Raw genomic sequence first — 25,202 nt, forward strand, 5'->3', positions numbered from 1 at the left:
AACAACTTATCCGAAAAACTGAAAGTCAGATGGTAACATCTGACTCCACTTAAATAAATCTTCTTAAAAGATCTCTCCACTGTGTTATATTTCGGTCGAGATGATTTTGGAGAAATAAAAAGGCCCGAAATTTCGGGCCTCCATGTTTATACTATTCGTATCTTCTCTTTTACCAGTTCATTTCCTTCTGTATCCAGATAAGTGCAGGTCATCTCATCAAGATCAGTAACCCATTTTTCCACTCCCGCATCTGCCGCCTGTTTACAAAAGGTAATATAATCTGTTTCACCTTGTTGATGTACTTCTAAAGCGTGTTCCAATTTTCCTGTAGAAGATTCTTCATTGATAATCAAAGTTGGATATTCATCAGGACTCACCTGTTGTGCATTATCTTCGTCATCAAAATAGATCGATAAACCATTGCTCACATAAACATCGTTCCGTTTAACACCCAATTCCTTAATTTCTTTTATAAACTGCGGGAAATCTGCACCAGTTTTAATTTTTGATTCTGCTGCCCGGATGTTTTCGATGGTGAACATAATTTATTTGTTTAATGAAACTTTGTAAATGGTTGTTTGCGTGTACAAATCTTCTGGTCTTAATATGGTACTTGGAAATTCAGGGATGTTTATTGCATTGGGGTGATGCTGTGTTTCCACACAAAAAGCACCGAAACTGTCGTAATCCCTTCCGCCTTTACCATTTTTTACATCCAAATATTTTGAGGTATAAAGATGTGCTACCGGTTCTGTTGTATATACGCTTAAAACTAAACCACTTTCTTCTTCAATTGTTTTGGTTGCCAGCGATAAATCGCCATAGATTTTATCCAGAACGTAAGTTTGGTCGTAACCTTCTTCCTCATCCCAATCCTGCCCAATCGCTTTAGATTTTGTAAAATCCATGTGCGTACCTTCAACAGGGATCAATTTGCCCGTTACAGAATAATTACTGTCCTGCTCAAGGTAATTTGAAGCGAAAATCTGTTGCTTATGGTTTTTGACGTTTCCACCTTCAGGAGCCAGGTTAAAATAACCATGGTGTGTTAAATTGATTGCAGTAGCCTGATCAGTCTCTGCTTCATAACTTAAAATCAACTCATCATTTTCGGTAAGTTCGAAAGTAAGGTCGATGATTAGGTTGCCTGGGAAATTCTCTTCACCATCCACACTTTCATATTGTAAGGTAACCGACGATTGTTGCCCTTCGCCCACTTCAACAATATCCCAAACTTTTTTATCAAAGCCTTCTATACCGCCGTGTAGCGTATCAGTACCAGCATTTTGTGCCAGTTGATAGTCTTCTCCATCAATGGAAAACCGGCCATTTTTGATGCGGTTGGCATAACGCCCCACAATAGCACCCAAATATGGATACTGGGTTAGGTAATCCGGATTAAGGTATTCGTCGAAATAATCAAAGCCCAATACAATATCCTGCATTTCGCCTTTGACGTTTTTAACGATGAATTTATTAATGATCGCACCATAATTGAATATTTTAACATAAGTGCCTTTACTATTGGTTAGTTCGATTGCGATAACTTCTTCGCCATCAATAATTTTTCCGGTAGGTATTTGCTGAACGCTCATAAATTGTAACTTAGGGCTTTTGTATCCTAAACAAACATACTACTATTAATGCTTTTAATAAATATATTTTAGCCAAATGAATATTAACCTTGAGGAAAAATTTGCAGCGCAATACCATAAAAAAGCCGATGCCCTATATTTTACACCCGGTCGCGTTAACCTCATTGGCGAGCATATTGATTACAATGGCGGTTTAGTAATGCCTTGTGCCATTACCCTGGGAACCTGGTTGGCCATTGCGCCTAATAATGAAAACAAATTTAGGTTTAAGAGCCTGAATTTCGAGATGGAAACGACTGTTGAAAGCAATGTTTTTAATGGAAAAGATGGTAGCCATTGGACCAATTATCCTATAGGTGTAATTAATGAAATGATCAAAGATGGAAAAGAGATCACCGGACTGGATTTTCTTTTTTATGGAAATATCCCCATCGGATCAGGGCTTTCTTCTTCTGCATCGATTGAAATCGCTACGGCTTATGCTTTAAACAGTTATTTTAACCTGGCTTACGACCGATTAGATCTTGTTAAGATTGCCAAACGGGTAGAAAATGATTTTATTGGCCTAAACTCAGGCATAATGGATCAGTTTGCGGTTACTTTCGGCGAAAAAAACAAAGCGATTGTTTTAGACTGCGAGACTTTAAAATATAAAATGGTTGATATTGATCTAGGCAATTATGTGCTGGCCATCATCAATACCAATAAACCGCGCGAACTGGCAGATTCTAAATATAATGAACGTGTTGCTGAATGTCAAACAGCCTTAAAGCTATTAAACGAAGAAATTACACTTCACTATCTTTGTGAGCTTAATGCTGAAAAGTTTGCTTTACACAGCCATTTAATAACAGATGAAACTATTTTAAACCGTGCAACGCATGTAGTTAAAGAAAATGATCGGGTTCATTTGGCTGCTAAAGCATTAAACGGCGGAAACCTGGAAGAATTTGGCCGCTTGATGTATGCCTCACACGAATCGTTAAGAACACTATATGAAGTAAGCGGAAAAGAGCTGGATGCTGTAGTAGATTTCTGTACCGGCTATGACCATGTAATCGGTGCACGAATGACCGGCGCTGGCTTTGGTGGTTGTGCAATTGCATTGCTGGAGAAAGGTTACGAAGAAGACTTTGCAAAACACTTAACAGATTATTACGTAGCTAATATCGGCTATCCTGCTGCAATTTATATTAGCGAAATTGGTAATGGTCCAATTAAGTTGTAATATATTAACAACGGATGTGCACAAATAAACACAGATTCGGCATTATGCCTCATCGGTGTAATCACTTTTAAAAATAATGAGAAAATTAAAATTAGACGAGTTAAACCGTCCGGATATTGAAGCGTTTAAAGCACAGGAAAAATTGCCTGTTGTAGTGGTTTTGGATAATGTGCGCAGCATGCACAATGTAGGTTCAATATTCCGTACTGCTGATGGATTTGCTTTAGAAAAAGTGATTCTTTGTGGCATAACTGCACAACCACCACATCGCGAAATTGAAAAAACGGCTCTGGGTGCTACTCAATCTGTAGATTGGATTCACTATACAGACACTTTACAGGCTGTTGATGCCCTTAGGGATTTAGGATATGAAATTATTGCCATTGAACAGGCAGAGAATAGCACGATGCTAAATACTTTTACACCCGATCCCAATAAAAAATATGCGCTTATTTTCGGGAATGAAGTTGATGGTGTGAACGATGAGGTAATGGCTAAAATTGATGAGTGCATCGAAATTCCGCAATTTGGCACCAAACATTCTTTTAACATCGTAATTTCTGCCGGGATAGTGTTTTGGGATTTCTTTGCTAAACTGAGGTTGTAATTTATCCAAATTTTTTCACAACGAAAAATAAAGAGATGTTATTGAGCAATAAGAAAACCCCAAAAGAAAAGTAGAATTTTAATGACTTCATAAACGACCTTTTTTAGTTTTTGTTCAGAATACTATACAAAAACTAACATATTTCAGTTACATAGTAACATTTTTGTGAAATTAATTTACACTCGTAATCTTCTGATAACATGCTATTTGTGTAAGATATATGGTGTTTGGCAAGATTTTTTCTTAGACCATGCAAAACAGTACGATAAAAAAACTGTTAACACACTAATATTAAAAAATAGAATAACATGAATACGAGAATTACAAAATCAACAATGTTGGTTGCATTATTGGGTTTATCATCACAATTGTTTGCCCAGGATACACCAACGACTACGAGCACCACTGGACGTTTCTCTCCTAAAGAGTTCCGTACCTGGTCAATAGGTGTACATGGAGGTTTGCTAACCCCAAGAACTATTTTTGGCAACTCTAATCACCAATTTCAAACTCCAGTAGAACACATCGGTTACGGTGGTTACATTAAAAAACAAATTTTACCTCAATTAGGCATCCAGGCAGATTTCCTTGCTGGTAAAGTTGAAGAATTAAGAATGGCAAATGGTGTTGATGCTGCAGGAAATACTACTTACGCCGCAAACACAGGTTACAAAACTAACATCCAATGGTCTGGAGCTTTATCAGCAGTTTGGAACGTTGCCAACATTAACATCAATAACGAAAATGCAGTAATAATCCCTTACTTGAAAGCCGGTGCTGGTTATATGTCATCTGGTGCTACTACTATGCCAGCGAATACACAAGATGCTGGTTATTACAGAGAAGGCTGGTTTGTACCAGTAGGTGCTGGTTTTAAATTGGGTGTTGCCAAAGGTATTAATGTAGATTTAGGTTACGATGTAAATTTTGTTAAATCTGCTAAATTTGATGGAGTTAACACTGGTGCTAACGACAGATTTGCTTATGCACACGCAGGTTTAGAATTTGCTTTAGGCAGTAAAGAAAAACCTCAATTACAAAACTACAGTTCATTGGCTAACTTACGTCAGCAAAGTGCTGAAGAAAGTGCTGAATTAAGAAGAGCATTATCTACTGCTGAGCAAAATGCACAACGCGATAGAGAGCAGTATGCTAAAGACCTTGGCGATGACGATAATGATGGTGTAGCTAACAAATTCGATAAATGTCCTGGCACTGCTTCAGGTACAGTTGTTGATGGTTCTGGTTGCCCAATCAAAGTTAAACGTGAAGTAATTAAAGAAACCAGAGTAATTACTGAAGAAGATCGTAAAGTGGTTAAAGATGCGATTTCTAACTTAGAATTCGACTTGGGTAAATCAACTATCCGTTCTAAATCTTATGCTACTTTAAACCGTGTAGCTGGTTTATTGGTAGATAAAAACTTTAGCTTAAAATTAGCTGGTCATACTGATAATACTGGTGGTAGAGAGTTAAACTTACGTTTATCTAAAGACAGAGCTGAATCAGTGAAAGCTTACTTAGTATCTCAAGGTGCAAATGCATCACGAATTGAAGCTACAGGTTACGGACCTGACCAACCAATTGCAACAAACAAAACTGCAGCTGGCCGTCAACAAAACCGTCGTGTAGAGTTTACTTTATACTAATCGTAAATAACGGTTAACGAAAAAGCTCCTCAGATTAATTTCTGAGGAGCTTTTTTATATAGTAGAATCGTCATACTGAACTTGTTTCAGGATCTTTATTGGCAGAATAGACCCTGAAATAAATCCGATAGCTATCGGATCAGCGTGACGCCCCGTTGTTAAGACAATCCCTTTTTATTCTTATAAGTCATTTTGGCTTTAGTGCCTGCACTATAATTGTAGTTTTTTAGGTTGCTGGCTTTCTTTTCATGAAATGCAGCGCCGCGCTCAGAAGATTCATCTTCTTCGGCACCCTTCTTTTTCTTCGGCTTATCAGCAGCATCAACCACTTTCAAATCTTCAGGTAATTCCATTACCTCCAATTTCTGGCCTATAGCCTGCTCAATTTTTTTCACCTCAATCAATTCAATATCGGTAGAAAAAGTAATGGCCACTACATCTTCATCGCCATGTTTAACAATGCGCTGAATTAGAGTTTCTTTCTGCTCTGGCAATTCAAAGTGCACGATAAAAGGAATCCCTTCAATATTAAGTTCGCCTAAATTCTCGTTAGCTACGATTAAAACTCTGGCTTCAGGATTATCTTTAAAGTCTTCAATATCATCATAACCTTTATCATCAAAAAACAGCGAGCGATAGATACTGATCTCACCTTCTTTATGCTGATTAAAGTTTTTATAAACTGTTTGTGCAGTTAAACGTGTATTTACAAAAACCACAACTTTATCAAAAATTTCAGTATCGCCCAATAATAAGGTTAACAGATTTAGCTTTGTTCTGAAATTCGGTACCAGATAAAGCATCTGCTGATAAACTTCCGCCTGCTTTTCGCCTATTTCATCAACCTCAATGGTTGTGGTAGAATCTTTCATGAATGGCGAAATCATGTGGTTCAATTTTTCGTGCATTACCTCGGTAAACACCACATGCTGAGATTTATAAGCACTATTAGCTAATTCTACAACTGGTAATTGCAGGCCTTTTTTAACAATAAGCTCTGCATTATCTACTATAAACAACTGAATTTTGTTCGTGTTTAGTGCCAATTTAAGGTACAAGGCACGGGCACGGTCTGGTACTGCTACAATAATATCGCAGCCATCTGTTATTTCATTCATTTGGGTATCAACAGCACCACGGCTATCAATTCCTAAAATTCTAAATGTACTATTACGGTTTAATAATTTAAATTGTTCCAAAACATGATCTACATGCTCTGCATCTGGTACTAAAATTAAAGCCCTTGGTGCTTCCTCAAAAGCGTACTTCAACTTCATTAAAGTAGCTAAAACATAAGTTGTAGTTTTTCCCGAACCCTCTGGCCCCACCGCTATAACATCTTGTCCACCTAAAATACGCGACATTGTTCTGGACTGGATTTCTTTTGGAGTTAAAAATCCTGCATCAGTCATGGCCGTTACAAGTGGTTTGCTAAGTTTTAATTTATCTAAAGACACAATTACTATTTTAATGTTTGAACTGCAAATATCCTTAAAATAATTAGCTTTTCTGAAATTGAATTTAAAGGCTTGAAAATAGATCAGAAGGAAAAATTGAACTATTCATGATAGGGTTATCAACTTCAGCCCAATATTTCAATAAAATTGACATGAAATAAAAATTATTATACTGAAAATGAGCTAGTTAAAATATTATTCAGTATAAAAACTACTAAATCTATAGATTTTATATACTTATTTTTATATTTGCTCATCATTAATCATTAACAAAAAATATGTTGAACAATTAAACAATAAAATCATGTCGATTTATTTTCAGTACCCAGCCATAGTTGAATATCCGAAACTCATTTATCCGTTGCAAACAGAAACTGAAAAACCGATGATTGTAACGGATGAAGATAGTTTAAATAAAGAACAAATTTTAGAAATAAGAGATTATTTGGCATTAAAGCAATTATAAAAAAAACGGCCAGTTGACCGATGGGAAGGTTGGAGTTTCATAAACTCTTTATAATGGTTCGAATCCATTACTAGGCCGCAAAGTGTATCTCATAACACTTTATCCTGATTCTGCTCAATCAGGCAAGATTTGGTTATCTTATATTTGTTTTGTTGTTAGCAAAGGCTATCCGCGATGGGTAGCCTTTACCTTTTACGTAAATGCTGTGATCCTGAGCACTGCGAAGGATCTCCATTAAATATCCTGACTTTTTGATTATTTAGAAGCGCAGTTTCAGTGCCTATGGTCAGGGGTTGGTCCTGCTGTTCACTGCAATCTTTTTGGAAATGTATTCGCAAATACAATATTGTGTAGCCAAAAAGTATTTCCGTTTCCATCAGGGCTATTTAGCAAATACAGTGATTCAGAAAAGTAAATGATCTCACAGAAAGTTCTTTCATGAACAAATGAATATTAGGTGCTTTAATCTTTTTTCAAAATCTCAAAACATTTTATTTCATTCGTGGTTATTTATATAATTCACATTATACTAATCTTTTACAGATTAATTTGTTTGGTTTAAAAAAGGGATTTATGGATATAAATCCCTTTTCTTTTATGCAAGAATTTTAAATCATATATTTAGCCATATCAATTCCACTACCCTATTTTAGATGAACAGAAAACATTTCCTTTCTTCATTTATAGCAGCTGCAACTGTATTTCCTGCTTTTAAAACCTTGGCAAATACCGTAGACAATGAAAGTTCATCGTTTAAAATCCCACCATACTTGAAACCTGGCGATACTATTGGAATAACAAGTCCGGCGGGATACATTACCCTGGAACAGATTCAGCCTTCTGTTTTACAAATGCAAAGTTGGGGTTTTACCATAAAAGTAGGCGATACCATTGGCAAACGCGATTTTACTTATGGCGGTACCGATGATGAAAGGTTAGCGGATTTTCAGCAAATGCTCAATGATCCAAATATAAATGCCATTATGTGTGCCCGTGGGGGTTATGGTTTTGTACGGATAATCGATAAACTTGATTTCTCTTTGTTCAAGAGAAAGCCAAAATGGATTATTGGCTTTAGTGATATCACTGTTTTACATTGCCATTTGGCCAAGAATTATGGCATTGCCTCTATCCACTCCAAAATGTGCAATAGTTTTCCTAATGATTGGAGTAAAGCCGAACCCATACAGATTGAAACAATTTTATCTGTAAAAAATGCTTTAATTGGTGAGCAAATGGGTTACACCGCCCCTCTTAACATAAATAACCGACAAGGAAAAGTTGATGGCATTTTAGTAGGCGGAAACCTGAGTATCATCGAAACACTGGCGGATAGCGATTCTGATTTAGATACAAAAGGTAAAATCCTTTTCATCGAAGATACTGGCGAATACCTCTACAGCATTGACAGAATGTTATGGAACCTAAAACGCAGCAGCAAACTGAAAAACCTAAAGGGATTAATCGTTGGTGGTTTTAAAATCAAACCTGATGATGCAGGCGAAGAATTTGGCAAAACCATTTATGATATTGTACTCGAAAAGGTAAAAGAATACGCCTATCCTATCGCATTCGATTTTCCGGTTGGTCACCAACGTAATAATTTTGCATTGAAATGTGGTGTACGACATGCTTTTATAGTAAATGAAACCGGGTCGGTATTACGAACGGTTTAACACACATCAATATTTTATATATCCGATCGTCACCCCGAATTTATTTCGGGGTCTTTATTGCAGAAAAGATGCTGACCATGTAGTAGCTACAAGACAATTGAAAACACTATTTCTACTTGTAAAATAAACCCTATAGCTATCGGATCAGCATGACGATGTCTCTGATATGAAATTCAGTTAAACTTATGATGCCTAACTGATCCAAAAAACAGACAAACTAAACTTTATATTAAATCATAAATTTTGAGTGATCTCAAAGTTTTAACCTTTCGTCGCAGTATTTTCTGCATTGGTCTCAATTGTTAAAATGCGGTCTTAACCGGATATATTTTTGTGATCAATAGTTCATAGACACAAAATTTATTCGCCATGAGCAGATACATTAAATATATTGTCGCACTCATTTTGCTTGGTGCGGGCTACAAAACCAGAGCTCAGGATATCCCACAGGTTTGGGATCTGAAAACTGCTATCGAGTATGCCAAAGAAAAAAACATCAGCATCAATACCTTAAAGCTGAGTTCGCAAACTGCTGAGCAAAATTTAATTGCTTCAAAAGCCGCTGTACTCCCAAATTTATCGGGAAATGTTTCACAAGCCATTACCAATTATAAATCCGGTTTGCAAAATACAAGTGGTTTTGGCTTAAGTTCAGATATGACGCTTTACAATGGAAGTTATTTAAAAAACGATATCAAGTCGAAAGAACTCAGTCTGCAAACCGCAAATTTATCGGTAGAAGCAGCTAAAAACGATATTACCATCTCCATCACCCAGGCCTATCTGAATATTTTATTGGCCAGAGAAAATATCACTTATTTAAAAGATCTGTTGACCACCAGCGAGGCCCAGGTTAAACAATCAGAACAGCAATTTAAATTTGGAACCATAGCCAAAAAAGATTTATTGCAGTTGCAGGCCACTTATGCCAACGATAAATATACGTTGGTTACTGCACAAAATACTTTACAGCAAAATATTTTAACCTTAAAGCAACTGTTGCAAATCCCTACAACGACACCTTTCGAAGTAAGTACAACCGATACCGTTGCCGTTGCTCCAGCATTGGATAATTTAGCCTCGGCACAAGATCAAGCCTTGCGTACCCGTCCGGAAATTAAAAGCGGAGAATTGAATATCCAGCTTCAAAGCACCGAACTGGCCAAAGCAAAATCAACCTTACGCCCAACGCTGAGTTTAGGAGGATCGCTAAATACAGGCTATAACAATAATAATATCGGTGGTTATGGATACCAGTTAAATAATAGTTTTTATCAAAACTTAGGTTTAACACTTTCCATTCCGATTTTTGATAGAAAAGTAACCAAAACAAATGTGGCGAAAGCAAATATTGGTATTGAGCAGGCCCGTTTATCACTATTAGATGCTAAAACAACGTTGACTCAAAATGTAGAACGCGCTTACATTAACGTACAAAATGCAAACAGCCAATATGCCGCTGCGCAAGAGCAGTTTAAATATACAAGCGAGGCGTTAAGGATTTCTAACGCAGCTTTAAAAGAAGGTACCAATAACATTGTAGAAAACCTGCAACAGAAAAATTTATATGTGCAGGCATTACAGGCCTTTGTTCAGGCAAAATATACAGCAAGTCTTTACACCAAGATCTATAACTTTTATACAGGAGTTCCTATTACTAACTAAAATACATGATGATGGCTACCGCCTAGTCTACTTAATATTTGAATCATGAAAAAGAAAACAATATTTATTATCATCGGTATCACAGTTGCATTATTTGCTGTTTGGTACTTCGCGCTGCGCAAAAAAGAACAGGTGGTTGTTCTCGAAACCGAAAAACCTAAAATGGGTTATATTTCAGAAAATGTTACAGCCACAGGAAAGGTGCAACCGGTAGATACCGTAGCTGTAGGTACACAGGTTTCGGGAACTATTAAAACACTTTATGCCGATTTTAACTCGAAAGTTAAAAAAGGACAGTTATTGGCCGAATTGGATAAAACCCTGTTCGAAGCTACTGTAAATCAATATCAGGCCAATCTGGTAAGTGCTCAAAGTGCATTGGTTTATCAGCAGGGCAATTTCAGCCGGCAAAGTAACCTATATAAGGTTGGTGCGGTGAGCAAAGCCGATTATGATAATGCACTATATACCTATAATGCTTCAAAAGCATCAGTTAATAGCATTAAGGCTCAACTTGCTTCTGCTCAAAAGAATCTGTCACTGGCCAGCATTTATTCTCCCATTGATGGAACGGTGCTTTCAAGAAGTGTTAGTGAAGGAACAACAGTAGCGGCCAGCTTTAGTACACCAACCATTTTCAGTATTGCGAAAGACCTGACCAAAATGCAGGTAGAAGCCTCTGTAGATGAGGCAGATGTAGGCGACATCTCAAAGGGAGAAAGAGCAACGTTTACCGTTGATGCCTTTTTAAACGATACCTTTAAAGGCACCATACAGGAAATCAGGTTAAGTCCGTCCATTTCCTCTAATGTGGTTACTTATAAAACCATCATTAATACTTCAAATGATGCGAATAAGTTAAAACCCGGTATGACAGCAAACATCACCATCTTCACTAAAGAGGTGAATAATGCGCTGCTTATCCCTACCAAGGCTATAAAATTTGCTCCGGATTCAACTTTAGCGGGTAAATATCAAATGACCTGGGTTAATCCAGACAGGAAACCTGCCGGAGCAGATGAGGCTTATGTTTGGGTACAAAAAAGTCCTAAAGAACTGGTGCAGAAGAAAATTAAAACCGGTATAAACGACAATACACATGTTGAAGTTTTATCAGGATTAGCAGCAGCAGATGTAGTGATTACAGGTTCACAGCGCATGGGTAAAAGTCAGGCGGCAGCACAAGGTCAATCTAGTCCTTTTATGCCAAAACGCCCAGGCGGTAACAGAAGGAAATAATGGAACAGAAGATATTAGATATACACGATTTAAAACGTGAGTTTGTAATGGGCGATCAAACCGTTAGGGCTTTGAAAGGCATCACTTTTGATATCAAGGCCGGTGAATTTGTAACCATTATGGGCAGTAGTGGATCGGGTAAAACGACACTTTTAAACATTCTGGGTTGTTTAGACAAGCCTACTGAAGGCAGTTATCTGCTTGATGGTGTGGATGTGAAAAGCTTAAACCGTGACGAACTGGCTGGTTTGCGTAATACCAAGATCGGCTTTGTTTTCCAGGCTTATAACCTGTTGCCCAGAACATCGGCACTGGAGAATGTTGAGTTGCCCCTATTTTACAACAAAACTATCACGGCTGAAGAAAGGAAAGAAAGGGCCATTAAATCACTCGAATCGGTAAAACTTGCCGAGCGTTTTGATCATACCCCAAGTCAGCTTTCTGGCGGTCAGCAGCAGCGTGTGGCCATTGCCAGGGCTTTAGTTAATCACCCGGTGATGATTTTGGCCGATGAAGCTACAGGAAACCTGGATACGCGTACCTCTTATGAAATTATGGCTTTGATGCAGGAGCTGAATGCAGAAGGGAAAACCATCGTTTTTGTAACACACGAGCCTGATATTGCTGCTTTTAGTACCAGGACCATTATGCTTCGCGACGGAAAAATCCAAAAGGACAGCATTAACCAAAATCAACGTTCGGCCAAAGAGGCACTTGCCAATTTACCAGAATCGGATGATTACTAATTTGAGAAGATCATGAGCATTATAAATTTATTAAAGATTGCCTTTAGGGCATTAAAAAGAAATAAGCTACGTGCTTTTTTAACCATGCTTGGCATCATTATCGGTGTGGCCGCGGTAATTGCCATGATGGCCATTGGTGAAGGTTCGAAACAAAGTATCAGGTCTTCGTTATCAGGAATGGGTTCGAACATGATTACCATCATGCCCCAAAGCAATGAACCTGGTGGTGTACGTTTGCAGGGAAGCAGCATCCAGACTTTAAAACTGGAAGATATTACAGCGATTCAAAAATTACAATCTAAAAATATAAATGGTTTATCGCCTGTGGTTTCTACCAGCGGACAGGCCATTAAAGGTGGTTATAACTGGCCAACCACCATTACAGGGGTGAGTCCGGATTATCTGAACATCCGCCAATTAAAACTTCAGGATGGTATTCTTTTTTCTGAAAATGATGTGAAAAGCTTTGCCAAGGTTTGCCTGTTGGGTAAAACCGTAATCGATAACCTATTTCCTGACGGAAGCAACCCAATCGGGCAGATCATCAGGTTTAAAAATATTCCTTTTCAGGTAATTGGTATTTTAGAACCTAAAGGACAGAGTAATTTTGGCCAGGATCAGGATGATATTATCCTTGCCCCTTTTACTACTGTACAAAAGAGAATTACGGCAACCAATTACCTACAGAGTATTTATGCTTCTGCCACTACCGAAGCTTCGAGCGCAGCTGCTACAACCGAAATTTCGGATGCTATAAGAGAAAGCCACAGGTTAACTGCGGCAGAAACCGACGATTTTCAGGTTCGTACACAGGCCGAGTTAATTAGCACCATCAGTTCAACCAGCAGCATGCTTACCGTTCTTTTAACCGCTATTGCAGGTATTTCACTGTTTATCGGTGGTATTGGAATTATGAATATTATGTATGTTTCGGTTACCGAACGTACCCGCGAAATCGGTCTGCGTATGTCTATCGGGGCTCGTGGACAAGATGTTTTGATGCAATTTTTAATAGAGGCCATATTAATTAGTATCACCGGTGGAATTATCGGCGTGATATTGGGGGTAAGTTCAGCATACCTCATCTCCTATTTCTTAAACTGGCCAATTTTAATTGCAGAATCTTCAATCATCATTTCCTTTGTTGTATGTGCCATTACAGGTGTTTTCTTCGGCTATTATCCAGCTAAAAAAGCCTCTAATTTAGATCCGATTGATGCATTAAGATACGAATAGCGATCAGCACTAGTGCTAAGCGCTCGCGTCATCCCCGCGCAGGCAGGGATCTTAAAGCATTTTAACATGATCCCTGAAATAAATTCAGCGTGACAAAGCGTAAAAACATAATAAATAATAACTTAGCGATGCAAAGCGCCAAAGAAAAAATAATGACAATTAATTTCTCCAAAAAGTGGATAAAAATTACCCTCCATATTCTGGTATGGGTGGTTTTGATCACTTTACCTTATATAATTAATGTTAACCGAAGCCGTCCCCCTCACCCGCTAAGCAGTTATGAAGAAAACCAGTTCCTGCGCTTAAATTTCATCAGTTACTTTTACTGGATTGCTATATTTTATTTAAATAATAAGGTTTTAATTCCATCATTTTTTTATAGAAAGAAATATTTGTGGTATGGCTTATCGTTTGTTGGCTGTTTACTTTTGGCCATTACCATTCACTCTATATTATTCAGGATTTTACTGCCCTATTTTGATTTCAACCTTGGCCGCACACTTTGGTTTAATACACCGACATTTTTATTGACCATTGCGGCCAGTACGGCTTTTACAATGATTTCTGACCGGATTAATGAAGAGAAAAGAACTTTGCAGAGCGAACAAGAGAACATGAAAACCGAACTTTCATTTTTACGTTCGCAGATCAGTCCGCACTTTATTTTTAATGTTTTAAACAACATTGTGGCACTGGTAAGGCTTAAAAGCAATGAATTAGAGCCAACGGTAATGAAATTATCCGGTTTGATGCAATATATGTTATATGAAACCGATGAAGAAAAAGTATCCATCAAAACGGAAACCGAATATCTGCAAGCTTATATTGATCTGCAAAAACAACGTTTCGGTAAAAAGGTAGCTATAGAAACGAACATTAATATTGAAAGTGAGTTTGATGAGATTGAACCCATGTTACTGATCCCGTTTATTGAGAATGCTTTTAAACATGGTGTTGGAATGATCGAAAAACCACAAATTTTTATCGATTTAAAAACAGAAAACGAACTTTTGACGTTTACGGTCCGGAATAAATTTAGCGAAGATGAAAATGAGGTAAAAGATGCTGCATCTGGTATTGGCCTTGCGAATGTAAGCAGAAGGCTAAATTTACTTTATGGTAAAGAGCATCAGCTGGAAATTGAGAAAAAAAATGGCTGGTTTAATGTTTACCTTACTTTAAAATTAACAGTATGATTAAATGTTTAGCCATTGATGATGAGCCTTTAGCCCTGCAATTACTGGCTGACAACATTAGCCGTATTCCTTTTTTAGAATTAGTGGCCAGTTGTGATGATGCTTTTTCTGCCAATAAAATCATGCAGGAACAATCGATAGACCTTATTTTTATCGATATCCAGATGCCGGGCATTACGGGTTTACAATTTATTCAGAGTTTGGTTAAAAAACCAATGGTAATTATTGTTACGGCCTATAAACAATATGCTTTGGATGGCTTTGCACTCGATGTGGTGGATTATTTAATGAAACCGGTATCGCTCGATCGTTTTATGAAAGCCTGCAATAAAGCTAAAGACCTGTACGAACTCAAACAATCGGCAGAACATAACAACTTACCCAAACAGGATTATATGTTTGTAAATGTGGGCTACAGTTTAATGAAGATTAGTTTTAATGAGATTACCTACATAGAAGGGCTCAAAGATTATATCCAGATCCATACCTCCACAAGTCCAAAAGCGGCGGTTGTGCGTATGAGTATGAAAAGTATAGAGGAACAACTGCCCGCTTATTTCGAAAGGATCCACAAATCATTTATCGTAAATATCAATAAAATTACATCCATTAGAAAAAACGCTTTATTTATTGATGATAAGGAATTGCCGGTAAGCGATAGTTATAAAGAGGTAATTGAAAAGTTATTAAAATAAAAGCATTTATCCTGTATATTGTGTGCGTTTAGCACCTTACATGAACTATATTTTATTCGGCATTGCAGCCATAATACTTTTAATGATATTTGCTTTTTTTGATTCGAGAAAAAAGAAAAAGCAGATTTTAAAAGAGCTCGAAGACAGCTGGGGAAAGGAAAAAACAGAACCTATCAATTTCGATAAAGCAAGTTGGTACGCTAATTATGTAAAGGAAAAAGTATTTCATACGCTTTCACACCAAACCATGGCCGATATCGATTTCGATCAGCTATTTGCAAAAATTGATCGTACAACAAGTAAAATCGGGCAACAATTCCTTTATAATAAACTTGCAAACCCAACTAATAACTTAGAAGAACTTAAAAAACTAAAAAATCAGGCTGATTTCTTTGCCGCAAATCATGAAATAAGAGAAAAAGTTCGCGCAGAACTTGTAAAATTGAACAGCAATGAAAGCTATTCTGTGGTATTATTGTTCAATAATAAATTGGTTGAAAAACCATCCTGGTTTAAATGGCTTTCTTTAGATCTGCTCATTTTAGCAGTCTTATTGATTTTATCCATTAAAGTTTCAGTCTGTTTAATATTTGCACTGCTGCTGATTACATTTAATGCCACTTATTTAAACTATTGGAATAAAAAACACCTGCTAATTTTTACCAAATCACTCTCGCAGCTTAATATTTTGATTAATGTTTCGAGAAAACTGGTAAAAGAAAAAATACCATTCGAGGCTGATAAAATAAAAAATGCCATTCCGATGTTCAGGAAATTTCAGCGAAGAATAGGTATTCTTTATCAGGATTTCAGTCAAAATAGTCAAGGCGATTTAAGTCAGGTACCACTTTACCTGTTCGAAATCATTAAAGCAATTTTCTTAATCGAAATCTTTACTTTTTTTAAGTTGATCAAGCTGATCGAAAATAATCAGGATAATATTTTAAACCTCTACCAATATGTGGGGTCGATAGATATGGCAATTGCCGTAGCCTCATTAAAAGAAAGTGAACAGATCTGCGAACCTGAATTTACTGAACCATATAAAGGAATTGAAATTAAAGGTATCAGGCACCCGCTGATTAAAGATTGTATCGAAAATGAAGTAAAATTAGATCAGAAAAGCATGCTGATTACCGGCTCAAATATGTCGGGCAAATCAACTTTTCTCCGTACTGTAGCCATCAATTCATTATTGGCTCAAAGCATTTATGTTTGTTTTGCTGAAGCATATAAAGCACCATTTTTTAAATTGCACACATCAATAAGAATCGACGATAACTTATTTCAGGGTAAAAGCTATTTTTTAGAGGAAGTTGATGTAATGTCTACACTGATTGAAGCAGTTAAAAATCCTGATCAGAATCTTTTTATTCTGGATGAAGTATTTAAAGGTACCAACACCATAGAAAGGATTGCAGCAGCAAAGGCCATATTATCGCATTTAAACCGTGAGCAAAACCTCACTTTTGTGGCTACGCACGATATCGAATTGTCCAACATGCTTGCAAAAGAATATGAACTTTATCATTTTACCGAAACGATAACCGATAATGAGCTTATTTTTGATCATAAACTAAAAGAAGGTCCGCTTAAAACTAAAAATGCAATCAAAATTTTAGAAATGTCTAATTATCCAAAGGAAATTATTCAGGAAGCATTGCAGATTAGCAAGGATTTGAGTTCTTGAATTTGATTCTCGTACAGAACCAATATTTAGAGTCTATCCTTTCAACAGTAATCTATTATTGACAGTTGATTAAATAATTTCGTATTTTTGATTATACAACAATTGTTATGACTATAATCGCACATCCTAAAAATAAAAAACAAGAGGCTGCAATTGAAGCTGTTTTAAAAGCTTTAGATATTTCTTTTCAAAAAGAAAAGGAAAGTCCTTACAATCCAGAATTTGTGGCGAAAATAAAAAAGAGCTTGGCGGAAGTTAAGAATGGTAATTACATCACTTTAGACCCTGGTAAATCATTATGGGAAAATTTAAAGTAATTGTATCAGAGAAAGCTCAAAAGAATTTACTTGCCATTGAGAAATCAGGAGATAAAGGTTCCATCAAAAAAGTGAACCAAATTATTCTAGAACTTTATGAACATCCTGAAAATGGAATTGGAAATCCAGAAAAACTAAAATATGATTTAACTGGATTTTGGTCGAGACAAATTAATAGAAAAGACAGGCTTGTTTATTGGTCACAATCGTTAGTTAAAACTATGCACTTTAGTGCAAGACTTTCAGTTTCTAAAAATTTTATTACTTGTTCTCCACAGATTAAAATTATGCTTTTTCCGTCTGGAGGAAAGAATTTCATTCTTTCTTTACCAAACCTATGCACTTTCAGTGCATAGTGGTTTAGTTAATCGAAGACAACATCGTAACCGTTACTATAGTTTCAGCACTTGGTCATTACGGCGATAAATAAACTAAACTCTTCTTGTCATTCTGAATGCAGTGAAGAATCTTCAATAATTATGCAGACTTTAATTTTCTAACGATGAAAATTTGCGTTGATTAGATCTCTCCACTACGTTGCACTTCGGTCGAGATGCCGAAGCTTATTAGATTAATATTTACACCGTTTTCACCTCGTCCTCACTATAATCCTTAATATCAGTAATATATCCGTTTATCAAAAGGAAATCGAACAAGGGTTTAGCTTCTGGTGTTATTGGCATATTGGCTGTGGTAATTACCTGATTGGTCTTTTTATCCAGGAAAGGGTAAGCAAATAACCGCACATTAGTATTAAACATATCGTTTACGTAACTCAATAACTGGCCAGAGTAGTTTTCTCCGGTGAAGTTTTTAGAATTGAATACAAATTTTAAGTTATTGATGTTTGTTGCCAATCCAACGCTTTTAGGCTTGCACCTTGCCAAATATTTTGCCAACCGGTTGTGGCGCGTAAAGTTAGATACGATCACGATATTACCCGTATCGCACATTTCCTGTGCTCTTTTAGCCACTGTTTCCAGGTCAATATCATCAGGCGTTTCTTCTCCATCCGTTAAAACGTTGGTTAACAAAACCTCAATCATTACCGCTAAGTTCCCCTCTTCTACTTTATTGGTACGTTTAAACTGATCGGTAGCTTTATTGAATAAATTAAAGTTAGGCAATGATTTCTGACCATATTTGGTACGTAAGATCATAATATCTTTCTTGTACAAAAGATCTTTAGCCTGACGAGGATGCGCATCTGCGTCGAAAATGGCTGCGGCAGAAAAATCTTTCATGATCATATACAGATTAAGCAGGATATTATCTACGCCTGGAAAAGCCGGACCTTTAACCGAAATTAAATCGATTTCTACTGATCCGATGGTTAAGTTATCAGCCAGTGATTCTACCATCATTTTAGGATCCTGATAATAATAAAAAGCTGCGTAAAGTAAGTTTACGCCTATAATACCGAGCACACGCTGTTGCATATTTACGTCAGTATCCAACAAACGGACGTGAAAGAATATTTCATTTGGTAAACTACCCGGTTCATTTTGGAAACGGATTCCAACCCAACCATGTGGTTCATTGGTTCGTTTGTAATTTAGCGTTGTTACGGTATCAGCAAAGGCAAAAAAAGTACGGCTTTCGTATTTCTCGCCTGATAAACGCTCATTGAGTAAGCCAAATTCATGATCAAGCATCTGTAAAAGCCGGTTCTGACTTACATAACGGCCATTGGTTTCTGCTCCGTAAATGGCATCGCTAAAAGTCATATCGTAAGCCGACATGGTTTTGGCAACTGTTCCAGATGCTGCGCCAGCATTAAAAAAGTTTCGTGAAACTTCCTGTCCAGCTCCTATCTCGGCAAAGGTACCGTAAATTCGTGGGTCAAGATTTATTTTTAGTGCTTTACGCTTTGTATCCAGAATTTCTCTCTCCATGCCGCAAAAGTACGAAAAATGAGATTAACGTGATTTTAAGAATGTAACTTAAAATCAATCTAAATACTTAAACGAATCCACGACCTCCAGGTAGCGTCATTTCGACTGAAATGTAGCGGAATGGAGAAATCTAATGCCTTTATTCAATTAGATAGATTTCTCCACTTCGGTCGAAATGACGACCCGTCTTAAAAAAAATAAGGTTAATACCATCCGGCATTAACCTTATAAACCTAAACTTAAACCTATTATGAAACCTGCATCAGCTATCCATCGCATCTGTATCAAATTCACCTGATGCAAGCTTCATAAGCTTTGAAAAAACTAAACTATTATGAAAAACCCTCTTTCGAGAATATTTTTATTACGATACTATAATTTCTTTGTGCTGTAATTTAGCATCGTCTTTTTTGCTGATGTTAATTGATAAGATCCCGTCTTTATATTCAGCAGTAATATTATCACCATCAGCACTGTCTGGTAAATTAAATGATCTTGCAAATGAGCTGTAATCAAATTCTTTACGCGTAAAGTCTTTACTTACCTGGGTTTCGTCTTTTTTAACTTCTGCCCAAACAGAAAGCGTATCTTTTTTTAAATTGATCTGAAAATCTTCTTTCTTCAAACCTGGAGCAGCCAGCTCAATTACATAAGCAGTTTCATTTTCATGAATGTTTACATTTGGTGATTTATCAACCAATTTGTTTTTACTTACTGCATCGCTAAACAATGAATCAAAAACATTGTTAAAGTAAGGAGCTGTGTTACGGGTTCTGTTGTTAAAATTTACTAGTGTCATATCGCTTATTCTTTATTTTTTTAATTTTTAAATTGATAATACACCATATTCAACTTATATACCAAACCAAACATTTATGATTTTTAAGACATTTTGGCAAAATAAATCCAAATCAAAAGACAAATTGACAGATATCAAGGCTTTTTCAGACAAATTCAACTATAAAACCAATATACATTTGCGCTTTATTGATTTCGATATGATGGGGCATGTAAATAATTCTATCTATTTTACCTATCTCGAAATTGCCAGATCCAAATATTGGGAAGAAATTATAAAATGGAACTGGAAGAAAACCGGAATCGTGATTGCCCATGCAGAACTGGATTACATTTTACCGATTGTAATGAATGATAAAATCGCCATACATGTAAAAACATCGAGGATTGGTAATACCAGTTTTGACCTGGATTACCAGATTGTGAAACTAAAAGGAACTGAAGAAATAATTTGCAGTAAAGGTAAAACCGTATGCATTGCGGTTGATTATGTTACAGGTAAACCTACCGCTATACCGGATGAAGAAAAGCAGAAAATGCTGGCTTTTGAGCAGCTGTAAAAAAATGCAGAACGTCATCTCGACTGAAGCGCAGCGGAATGGAGAGATCTAAACTAAAAATATTCCTGAGACAGATTTCTCGACTACGTTGCACTCCGCTCGAAATGACGACACTTTTTTACTGTTTCCTAAGAGTTAGAAACATCTGGCATAATCTTCCCGGGATTTAATATTCCATTCGGATCGAAAACAGATTTAATTCCCCGCATTAAATTAAGGTGGATTTCTGAATACTTTATTGGCATAAATTCTTTTTGTACCAGGCCAATTCCATGTTCCCCGGATAAAGTTCCACCTAAAGCCGTGGTTAATTCGAATATTTCAGCAATACCGGATTTGAGTTTGTTTTTCCAGTCTTCATCACTCATTCCGGCTTTAATGATGTTTACATGTAGATTTCCATCACCGGCGTGACCATAACAAACACTTTCGAAACCGTATTTTGCGCCAATTTCTTTTATTCCATTAATGAGTTGAGGTAAAGCCGCCCGCGGCACAACAGTATCTTCCTCTTTGTATACGGAATTGGATTTTACCGATTCGGCCATGGTCCTTCTCATCCGCCACAATTCTTCCTTTTGAGCTGCAGTATCTGCAAATAATACTTCTGTACAGTTGTGTTCTTCTAAAACCACATTTGTTTTCTCGCAGTTTTTGAAAATATCATCTAAATCATCACCATCAAACTCAATCATTAATAGAGCGGCCACGCCATCTTTTAAATCAAATTTGATGTCGTCAAACTTGATCACCCACTCCACTCCTTTCCGTTCCATAAATTCCAAAGCCGATGGCGTAACACCAGCTCTGAAAATTGCCGAAACCGCCGCACAGGCATCTTCATTTGTACTGAAAGCGCCCATCATTAAAACCGACTGGGTAGGTTTTGGCAATAATTTGGTTACAATTTTTGTTACCACTCCCAAAGTACCTTCAGAACCGATCATCAGCTGCGTTAAATTATAGCCTGATGCATACTTCAAAGTATTAGCGCCTGTCCAGATGATATCGCCGTTAGGCAAAACCACTTCAAGATTTAAGATATACTCGCGTATGGTGCCATATTTTACTACTCTTGGTCCACCTGAACCATGAGCCACATTACCACCAATAAAACAAGAGCCTTTACTGCTTGGATCAACCGGATACAAAAGACCTTTCCCGGCTACTGCATCAATAAACTCTTCAGTAATCACCCCTGGTTCAACAGTTGCCTGTAAGTTTTCGGTATCAATATCGATGATAGATTTAAATTTTTCCATTGATAGGGAAACACCACCATAAATAGGCAAAGCGGCACCACTTAAACCTGTACCACCACCGCGCGGCGTTACCGGAACATGGTGGGCATTACAGATTTTCAATACAGCAGAAACTTCTTCAGGCGAAGTTGGCTTTACCACCAACTCTGGTTGGTAACGCAAATCCTCCGTTTCGTCATGACTATAATTTTCTAAACTTTCCGCATCAGTAAAAACTTTATCTGCTCCAATGGCAGCTTTAATTTCTGCTAAAATTTCAGCATTGATCTTCGTAAAATTCATTTTAATTGGCTGATGTGTAAGTAAGTTTAACAAAGGAATGCCCGATCTGGCCAGGCATTGGTGGGTTTAATTTCTTCATACTCACCTGTACAGTTTCAACAAAGGGATACAATTCAATCACTTTCGAAATGATATTCTTCAAAACGCTTTCTAAAAGCTTTTGTGTATGTTTCATTTCTTCGAGAATGATTGAGTTCAAATCCTCGTAATTAACCGTCTGGGCCAGTTCATCATCAAAACCCTGTGGTGTAAATTCTGTTTCTAAATCTACAACAAAATGATTTCCAACCAGTTGCTCTTCCGGATAATAACCATGCAGGGCGAAACATTTTACATCTTTTAAAGCTACTGTTTGTTTGAAATGGTTCATGAATGTTCTGTAAGCTGCAAAATTAAATTTTTATTCATGAATATAATGCCCCTTGCCGTAAATTGTTACCTTTGAAATGAACGCGGTTTCTTAACCAGATAATACGAAATTACATGAGCAAATCAGTAAAAAAAGACCTGTACGAGGCGCCAGACTATTATTTATTAGATGAATTATTAACCGATGAGCACAAATTAATCCGTGCCACGGCCAGAGATTGGGTAAAAAAAGAAGTAAGCCCAATTATTGAAGATTACGCACAAAAAGCAGAATTTCCGAAACATTTAATAAAAGGCCTGGCCGATATTGGTGCTTTTGGCCCTACCATTCCGGTTGAGTATGGTGGAGCAGGTTTAGATTATACGGCTTATGGAATTTTGATGCAGGAAATAGAACGTGGCGATTCAGGTATCCGTTCTACAGCCTCCGTTCAGGGCTCCTTGGTGATGTATCCGATTTATGCTTATGGAACTGAGGAACAGCGTAAAAAATACCTCCCTAAATTAGCCAGCGGCGAAATGATGGGCTGTTTCGGTTTAACAGAACCTGATCATGGCTCCAATCCGGGGGGCATGGTAACCAACATTAAAGATGCCGGTAGTCATTATATTCTAAATGGAGCAAAGATGTGGATCAGCAATGCACCATTTGCGGATATTGCTGTGGTTTGGGCAAAAGATGAAGCTGGAAAAATCAGGGGCTTGATTGTAGAGCGGGGAATGGAGGGATTTTCTACACCCGAAACGCACAACAAATGGAGCCTACGTGCATCGGCAACCGGTGAGCTTGTATTTGACAATGTTAAAGTTCCAAAAGAAAATATTTTTCCCGAAATCAGCGGATTAAAAGGACCATTGGGTTGCTTAAATCAGGCGCGTTATGGGATTGCATGGGGCGCTTTAGGTGCAGCAATGGACTGTTACGACACCGCTTTGCGTTACTCAAAGGAACGTGTTCAGTTCGGAAAACCAATTGGCGGTTTTCAGCTTCAACAAAAGAAACTGGCCGAAATGGTGACTGAAATTACTAAAGGTCAGTTATTGGTTTGGCGTCTGGGCGTATTGAAAAGTGAAAACAGGGCGTCGGCCGAACAAATATCAATGGCCAAAAGAAACAGTGTAGAAATTGCACTGGATATTGCGCGTAATGCCCGCCAAATGCTTGGTGGAATGGGTATTACGGGGGAATACTCGATTATGCGACACATGATGAACTTAGAATCGGTGGTTACCTACGAAGGCACACATGATATACATTTATTGATTACGGGAATGGATGTGACCGGATTAAATGCGTTTAAATAACAAAAGATTTAAAAATTAAGTTAATGAAAGATTTTAAAAAATACACCTACATACCTGCACCACCCGAAGAAGTTTATTTAGCGCTCACCAAAGAAACCAGTATAAAATTATGGACAGGTGCTGAAGTGGAATTTGAAGAAGTTCCAGAAACAGAATTTTCTTTCTGGGATGGCGATATTACCGGCAAAAACATCGAATTTACTTACGGTAAACAGATTGTGCAGCAATGGTACTTTGGAGAAGAAAACGAACCTTCTATTGTTACCATCAAACTTCACGAAGATAAAAAAGGAACTTCACTGGAGTTTAAACAAACCAATATCCCTGATGAAGATTATGAAGATTTTACCTCAGGAATTCAGGAATATTTCCTGGGTGGGTTGGTTGATTTTTTTGACGAATAAAGAAAAATGAAAACTAAAATTAATACTCTCCTTTTTTCTCTGCTTTTAATCATTTTATCAAGTTCTTGCAGAACATACCTTAGCCCTGCTTTACCTGGAAATAATATGGGCTATCTGCCTCGTCCGATGGAAGCCGACAGTGTTAAATCTTTAACACACGCATCAGCAAGTTTTGCCGGGGCGTCTTCTCCGGGAAATGGTATGATTTCATTTGAATTGGGTATCCTGAATATCAATCGTGCCCATACTTTTAAAGGATTTAATATTGCTTATGGCGTATTTGGTTATATGGGGAGTGCAAAAAATACTTATCCAGATAATCTTAAAGATACTAAATCAGATTACCCTCCTGCTTTTAACAAAACCATGTATGGCTTTGGCCTGAGAACTTCTATAGGCTTCCATAACATGTCTGCTAATGGAAATACAGATTTCAGATTTATCAATTGGGAAAACTCTTTAAGCGCCGAAAGTGGAGCGTACGCTGATTTCAGGGAAGAAATTTATAATGGTAAAGTTTACAATTATGCAGGTGTTTCAAATAGAAACAGATTTTGGACCACAGGTTTATCGACAGAAGTGATCTTTAGAGGAAGAAGTAATCACGATATTAGACATGCTTTCAGGCTTTTCATCGGTGGAACACCAGGACTAGCTAACAGTTTTAAATACGGTGATCTCGCAGATATTAATAAAATAATTAAAGGCTCTGGAGCTTGGAACCTTAGCTACTTCTTAAATGTAAAAAAAATTACGCTTTCACTTGAAATAGCCGAAAATATAAATCTGGCAAGCAAGATTTCATTAGGTTATAAATTCTAATAAAAACTTATCGAAGCGATTACTGTTCTGATAGAAATAGAAT

At 37.1% G+C, this 25,202-nt stretch carries 25 protein-coding genes; 18 read left to right on the forward strand and 7 right to left on the reverse strand.

What is annotated here, in order from left to right; translation table 11 throughout:
• Positions 1-146: 146 nt before the first annotated feature.
• Both IM793_RS09420 and IM793_RS09425 read right to left on the reverse strand, forming a co-directional pair.
• Positions 147-542, reverse strand: a complete 396-nt coding sequence (locus IM793_RS09420; RefSeq protein ID WP_193420739.1) for a DUF1398 domain-containing protein — start codon at positions 540-542, stop codon at positions 147-149.
• A 3-nt stretch (positions 543-545) separates the two neighbouring features.
• Complete coding sequence (locus IM793_RS09425; RefSeq protein WP_193420740.1) at positions 546-1,595, reverse strand: aldose epimerase family protein; 1,050 nt, start codon at positions 1,593-1,595, stop codon at positions 546-548.
• 76 nt (positions 1,596-1,671) lie between these two features.
• Between IM793_RS09425 and IM793_RS09430 the strand changes: the two genes are divergently transcribed.
• The 3 genes from IM793_RS09430 to IM793_RS09440 all read left to right on the forward strand — a co-directional run bounded on the left by IM793_RS09430 (position 1,672) and on the right by IM793_RS09440 (position 5,079).
• Positions 1,672-2,823, forward strand: coding sequence for a galactokinase (locus IM793_RS09430; protein WP_193420741.1), 1,152 nt, complete (start codon positions 1,672-1,674; stop codon positions 2,821-2,823).
• Positions 2,824-2,899: 76 nt separating this feature from the next.
• The gene (locus tag IM793_RS09435) at positions 2,900-3,430 is read left to right on the forward strand and encodes an RNA methyltransferase (protein ID WP_193420742.1); all 531 of its coding nucleotides are present in this window, start codon (positions 2,900-2,902) and stop codon (positions 3,428-3,430) included.
• A 308-nt stretch (positions 3,431-3,738) separates the two neighbouring features.
• Entirely contained in the window at positions 3,739-5,079 is a 1,341-nt protein-coding gene (locus IM793_RS09440; protein ID WP_193420743.1) for an OmpA family protein, read from the forward strand.
• A 158-nt stretch (positions 5,080-5,237) separates the two neighbouring features.
• Here IM793_RS09440 and IM793_RS09445 read toward each other — a convergent pair whose 3' ends face one another.
• Complete coding sequence (locus tag IM793_RS09445) at positions 5,238-6,536, reverse strand: DEAD/DEAH box helicase (RefSeq protein WP_193420744.1); 1,299 nt, start codon at positions 6,534-6,536, stop codon at positions 5,238-5,240.
• A 304-nt stretch (positions 6,537-6,840) separates the two neighbouring features.
• On the opposite strand from IM793_RS09445, the gene IM793_RS09450 reads away from it, so the two are divergent.
• The 11 genes from IM793_RS09450 (at position 6,841) to IM793_RS09500 (ending at position 17,818) form a co-directional block, all read left to right on the forward strand.
• Complete coding sequence (locus tag IM793_RS09450) at positions 6,841-7,002, forward strand: hypothetical protein (protein ID WP_193420745.1); 162 nt, start codon at positions 6,841-6,843, stop codon at positions 7,000-7,002.
• A gap of 653 nt (positions 7,003-7,655) precedes the next feature.
• Positions 7,656-8,678 (forward strand): LD-carboxypeptidase, encoded by a 1,023-nt coding sequence (locus IM793_RS09455; RefSeq protein WP_193420746.1) that lies wholly within the window; start codon positions 7,656-7,658, stop codon positions 8,676-8,678.
• Positions 8,679-9,047: 369 nt separating this feature from the next.
• A complete protein-coding gene (locus IM793_RS09460; RefSeq protein ID WP_193420747.1) occupies positions 9,048-10,343 on the forward strand; it encodes a TolC family protein in 1,296 nt (431 codons plus the stop codon).
• 45 nt (positions 10,344-10,388) lie between these two features.
• Complete coding sequence (locus IM793_RS09465) at positions 10,389-11,582, forward strand: efflux RND transporter periplasmic adaptor subunit (RefSeq protein ID WP_193420748.1); 1,194 nt, start codon at positions 10,389-10,391, stop codon at positions 11,580-11,582.
• Positions 11,582-12,328, forward strand: a complete 747-nt coding sequence (locus IM793_RS09470; RefSeq protein WP_057933063.1) for an ABC transporter ATP-binding protein — start codon at positions 11,582-11,584, stop codon at positions 12,326-12,328. The genes IM793_RS09465 and IM793_RS09470 overlap by 1 nt, the downstream gene beginning before the upstream one ends.
• Positions 12,329-12,340: 12 nt before the next feature.
• Positions 12,341-13,564 carry an ABC transporter permease gene (locus tag IM793_RS09475; protein WP_187594660.1) on the forward strand — a complete coding sequence of 408 codons (1,224 nt, stop codon included), beginning with the start codon at positions 12,341-12,343 and terminating at the stop codon, positions 13,562-13,564.
• A gap of 152 nt (positions 13,565-13,716) precedes the next feature.
• Positions 13,717-14,760, forward strand: coding sequence for a sensor histidine kinase (locus tag IM793_RS09480; RefSeq protein ID WP_193420750.1), 1,044 nt, complete (start codon positions 13,717-13,719; stop codon positions 14,758-14,760).
• Positions 14,757-15,455, forward strand: coding sequence for a LytTR family DNA-binding domain-containing protein (locus IM793_RS09485; RefSeq protein WP_193420751.1), 699 nt, complete (start codon positions 14,757-14,759; stop codon positions 15,453-15,455). Before IM793_RS09480 ends, IM793_RS09485 begins: the two co-directional genes overlap by 4 nt.
• A 40-nt stretch (positions 15,456-15,495) precedes the next feature.
• Positions 15,496-17,145 (forward strand): MutS family DNA mismatch repair protein, encoded by a 1,650-nt coding sequence (locus IM793_RS09490; RefSeq protein ID WP_193420753.1) that lies wholly within the window; start codon positions 15,496-15,498, stop codon positions 17,143-17,145.
• 107 nt (positions 17,146-17,252) lie between these two features.
• Entirely contained in the window at positions 17,253-17,462 is a 210-nt protein-coding gene (locus IM793_RS09495; protein ID WP_193420755.1) for a DUF2683 family protein, read from the forward strand.
• Positions 17,444-17,818 (forward strand): Txe/YoeB family addiction module toxin, encoded by a 375-nt coding sequence (locus tag IM793_RS09500; protein ID WP_193420757.1) that lies wholly within the window; start codon positions 17,444-17,446, stop codon positions 17,816-17,818. The genes IM793_RS09495 and IM793_RS09500 overlap by 19 nt, the downstream gene beginning before the upstream one ends.
• 222 nt (positions 17,819-18,040) lie before the next feature.
• Here IM793_RS09500 and IM793_RS09505 read toward each other — a convergent pair whose 3' ends face one another.
• Entirely contained in the window at positions 18,041-19,357 is a 1,317-nt protein-coding gene (locus IM793_RS09505; protein ID WP_193420759.1) for a nicotinamide mononucleotide adenylyltransferase, read from the reverse strand.
• 364 nt (positions 19,358-19,721) lie between these two features.
• Positions 19,722-20,156, reverse strand: coding sequence for an Hsp20/alpha crystallin family protein (locus IM793_RS09510; RefSeq protein WP_193420761.1), 435 nt, complete (start codon positions 20,154-20,156; stop codon positions 19,722-19,724).
• Between the two features lie 76 nt (positions 20,157-20,232).
• On the opposite strand from IM793_RS09510, the gene IM793_RS09515 reads away from it, so the two are divergent.
• A complete protein-coding gene (locus IM793_RS09515; RefSeq protein WP_193420763.1) occupies positions 20,233-20,715 on the forward strand; it encodes a thioesterase family protein in 483 nt (160 codons plus the stop codon).
• A 128-nt stretch (positions 20,716-20,843) separates the two neighbouring features.
• Here the strand turns inward: IM793_RS09515 and IM793_RS09520 are convergent, their stop codons facing one another.
• Positions 20,844-22,259, reverse strand: a complete 1,416-nt coding sequence (locus IM793_RS09520; RefSeq protein WP_193420765.1) for an FAD-binding oxidoreductase — start codon at positions 22,257-22,259, stop codon at positions 20,844-20,846.
• A gap of 1 nt (position 22,260) precedes the next feature.
• The gene (gene folB, locus IM793_RS09525) at positions 22,261-22,629 is read right to left on the reverse strand and encodes a dihydroneopterin aldolase (RefSeq protein WP_193420768.1); all 369 of its coding nucleotides are present in this window, start codon (positions 22,627-22,629) and stop codon (positions 22,261-22,263) included.
• 113 nt (positions 22,630-22,742) lie between these two features.
• Here folB and IM793_RS09530 point away from each other — a divergent pair, with 113 nt between their 5' ends.
• The 3 genes from IM793_RS09530 to IM793_RS09540 are packed head-to-tail and all read left to right on the forward strand — an operon-like array spanning position 22,743 to position 25,159.
• Complete coding sequence (locus IM793_RS09530; protein WP_121284875.1) at positions 22,743-23,933, forward strand: acyl-CoA dehydrogenase family protein; 1,191 nt, start codon at positions 22,743-22,745, stop codon at positions 23,931-23,933.
• 23 nt (positions 23,934-23,956) lie between these two features.
• Positions 23,957-24,337 carry an SRPBCC domain-containing protein gene (locus tag IM793_RS09535; protein ID WP_132397801.1) on the forward strand — a complete coding sequence of 127 codons (381 nt, stop codon included), beginning with the start codon at positions 23,957-23,959 and terminating at the stop codon, positions 24,335-24,337.
• Between the two features lie 6 nt (positions 24,338-24,343).
• The gene (locus tag IM793_RS09540) at positions 24,344-25,159 is read left to right on the forward strand and encodes a hypothetical protein (protein WP_193420770.1); all 816 of its coding nucleotides are present in this window, start codon (positions 24,344-24,346) and stop codon (positions 25,157-25,159) included.
• The last annotated feature ends 43 nt before the right edge of the window (positions 25,160-25,202 follow it).

The organism is Pedobacter sp. MR2016-19, from assembly GCF_014947265.1.
Classification (GTDB): Bacteria; Bacteroidota; Bacteroidia; order Sphingobacteriales; family Sphingobacteriaceae; genus Pedobacter.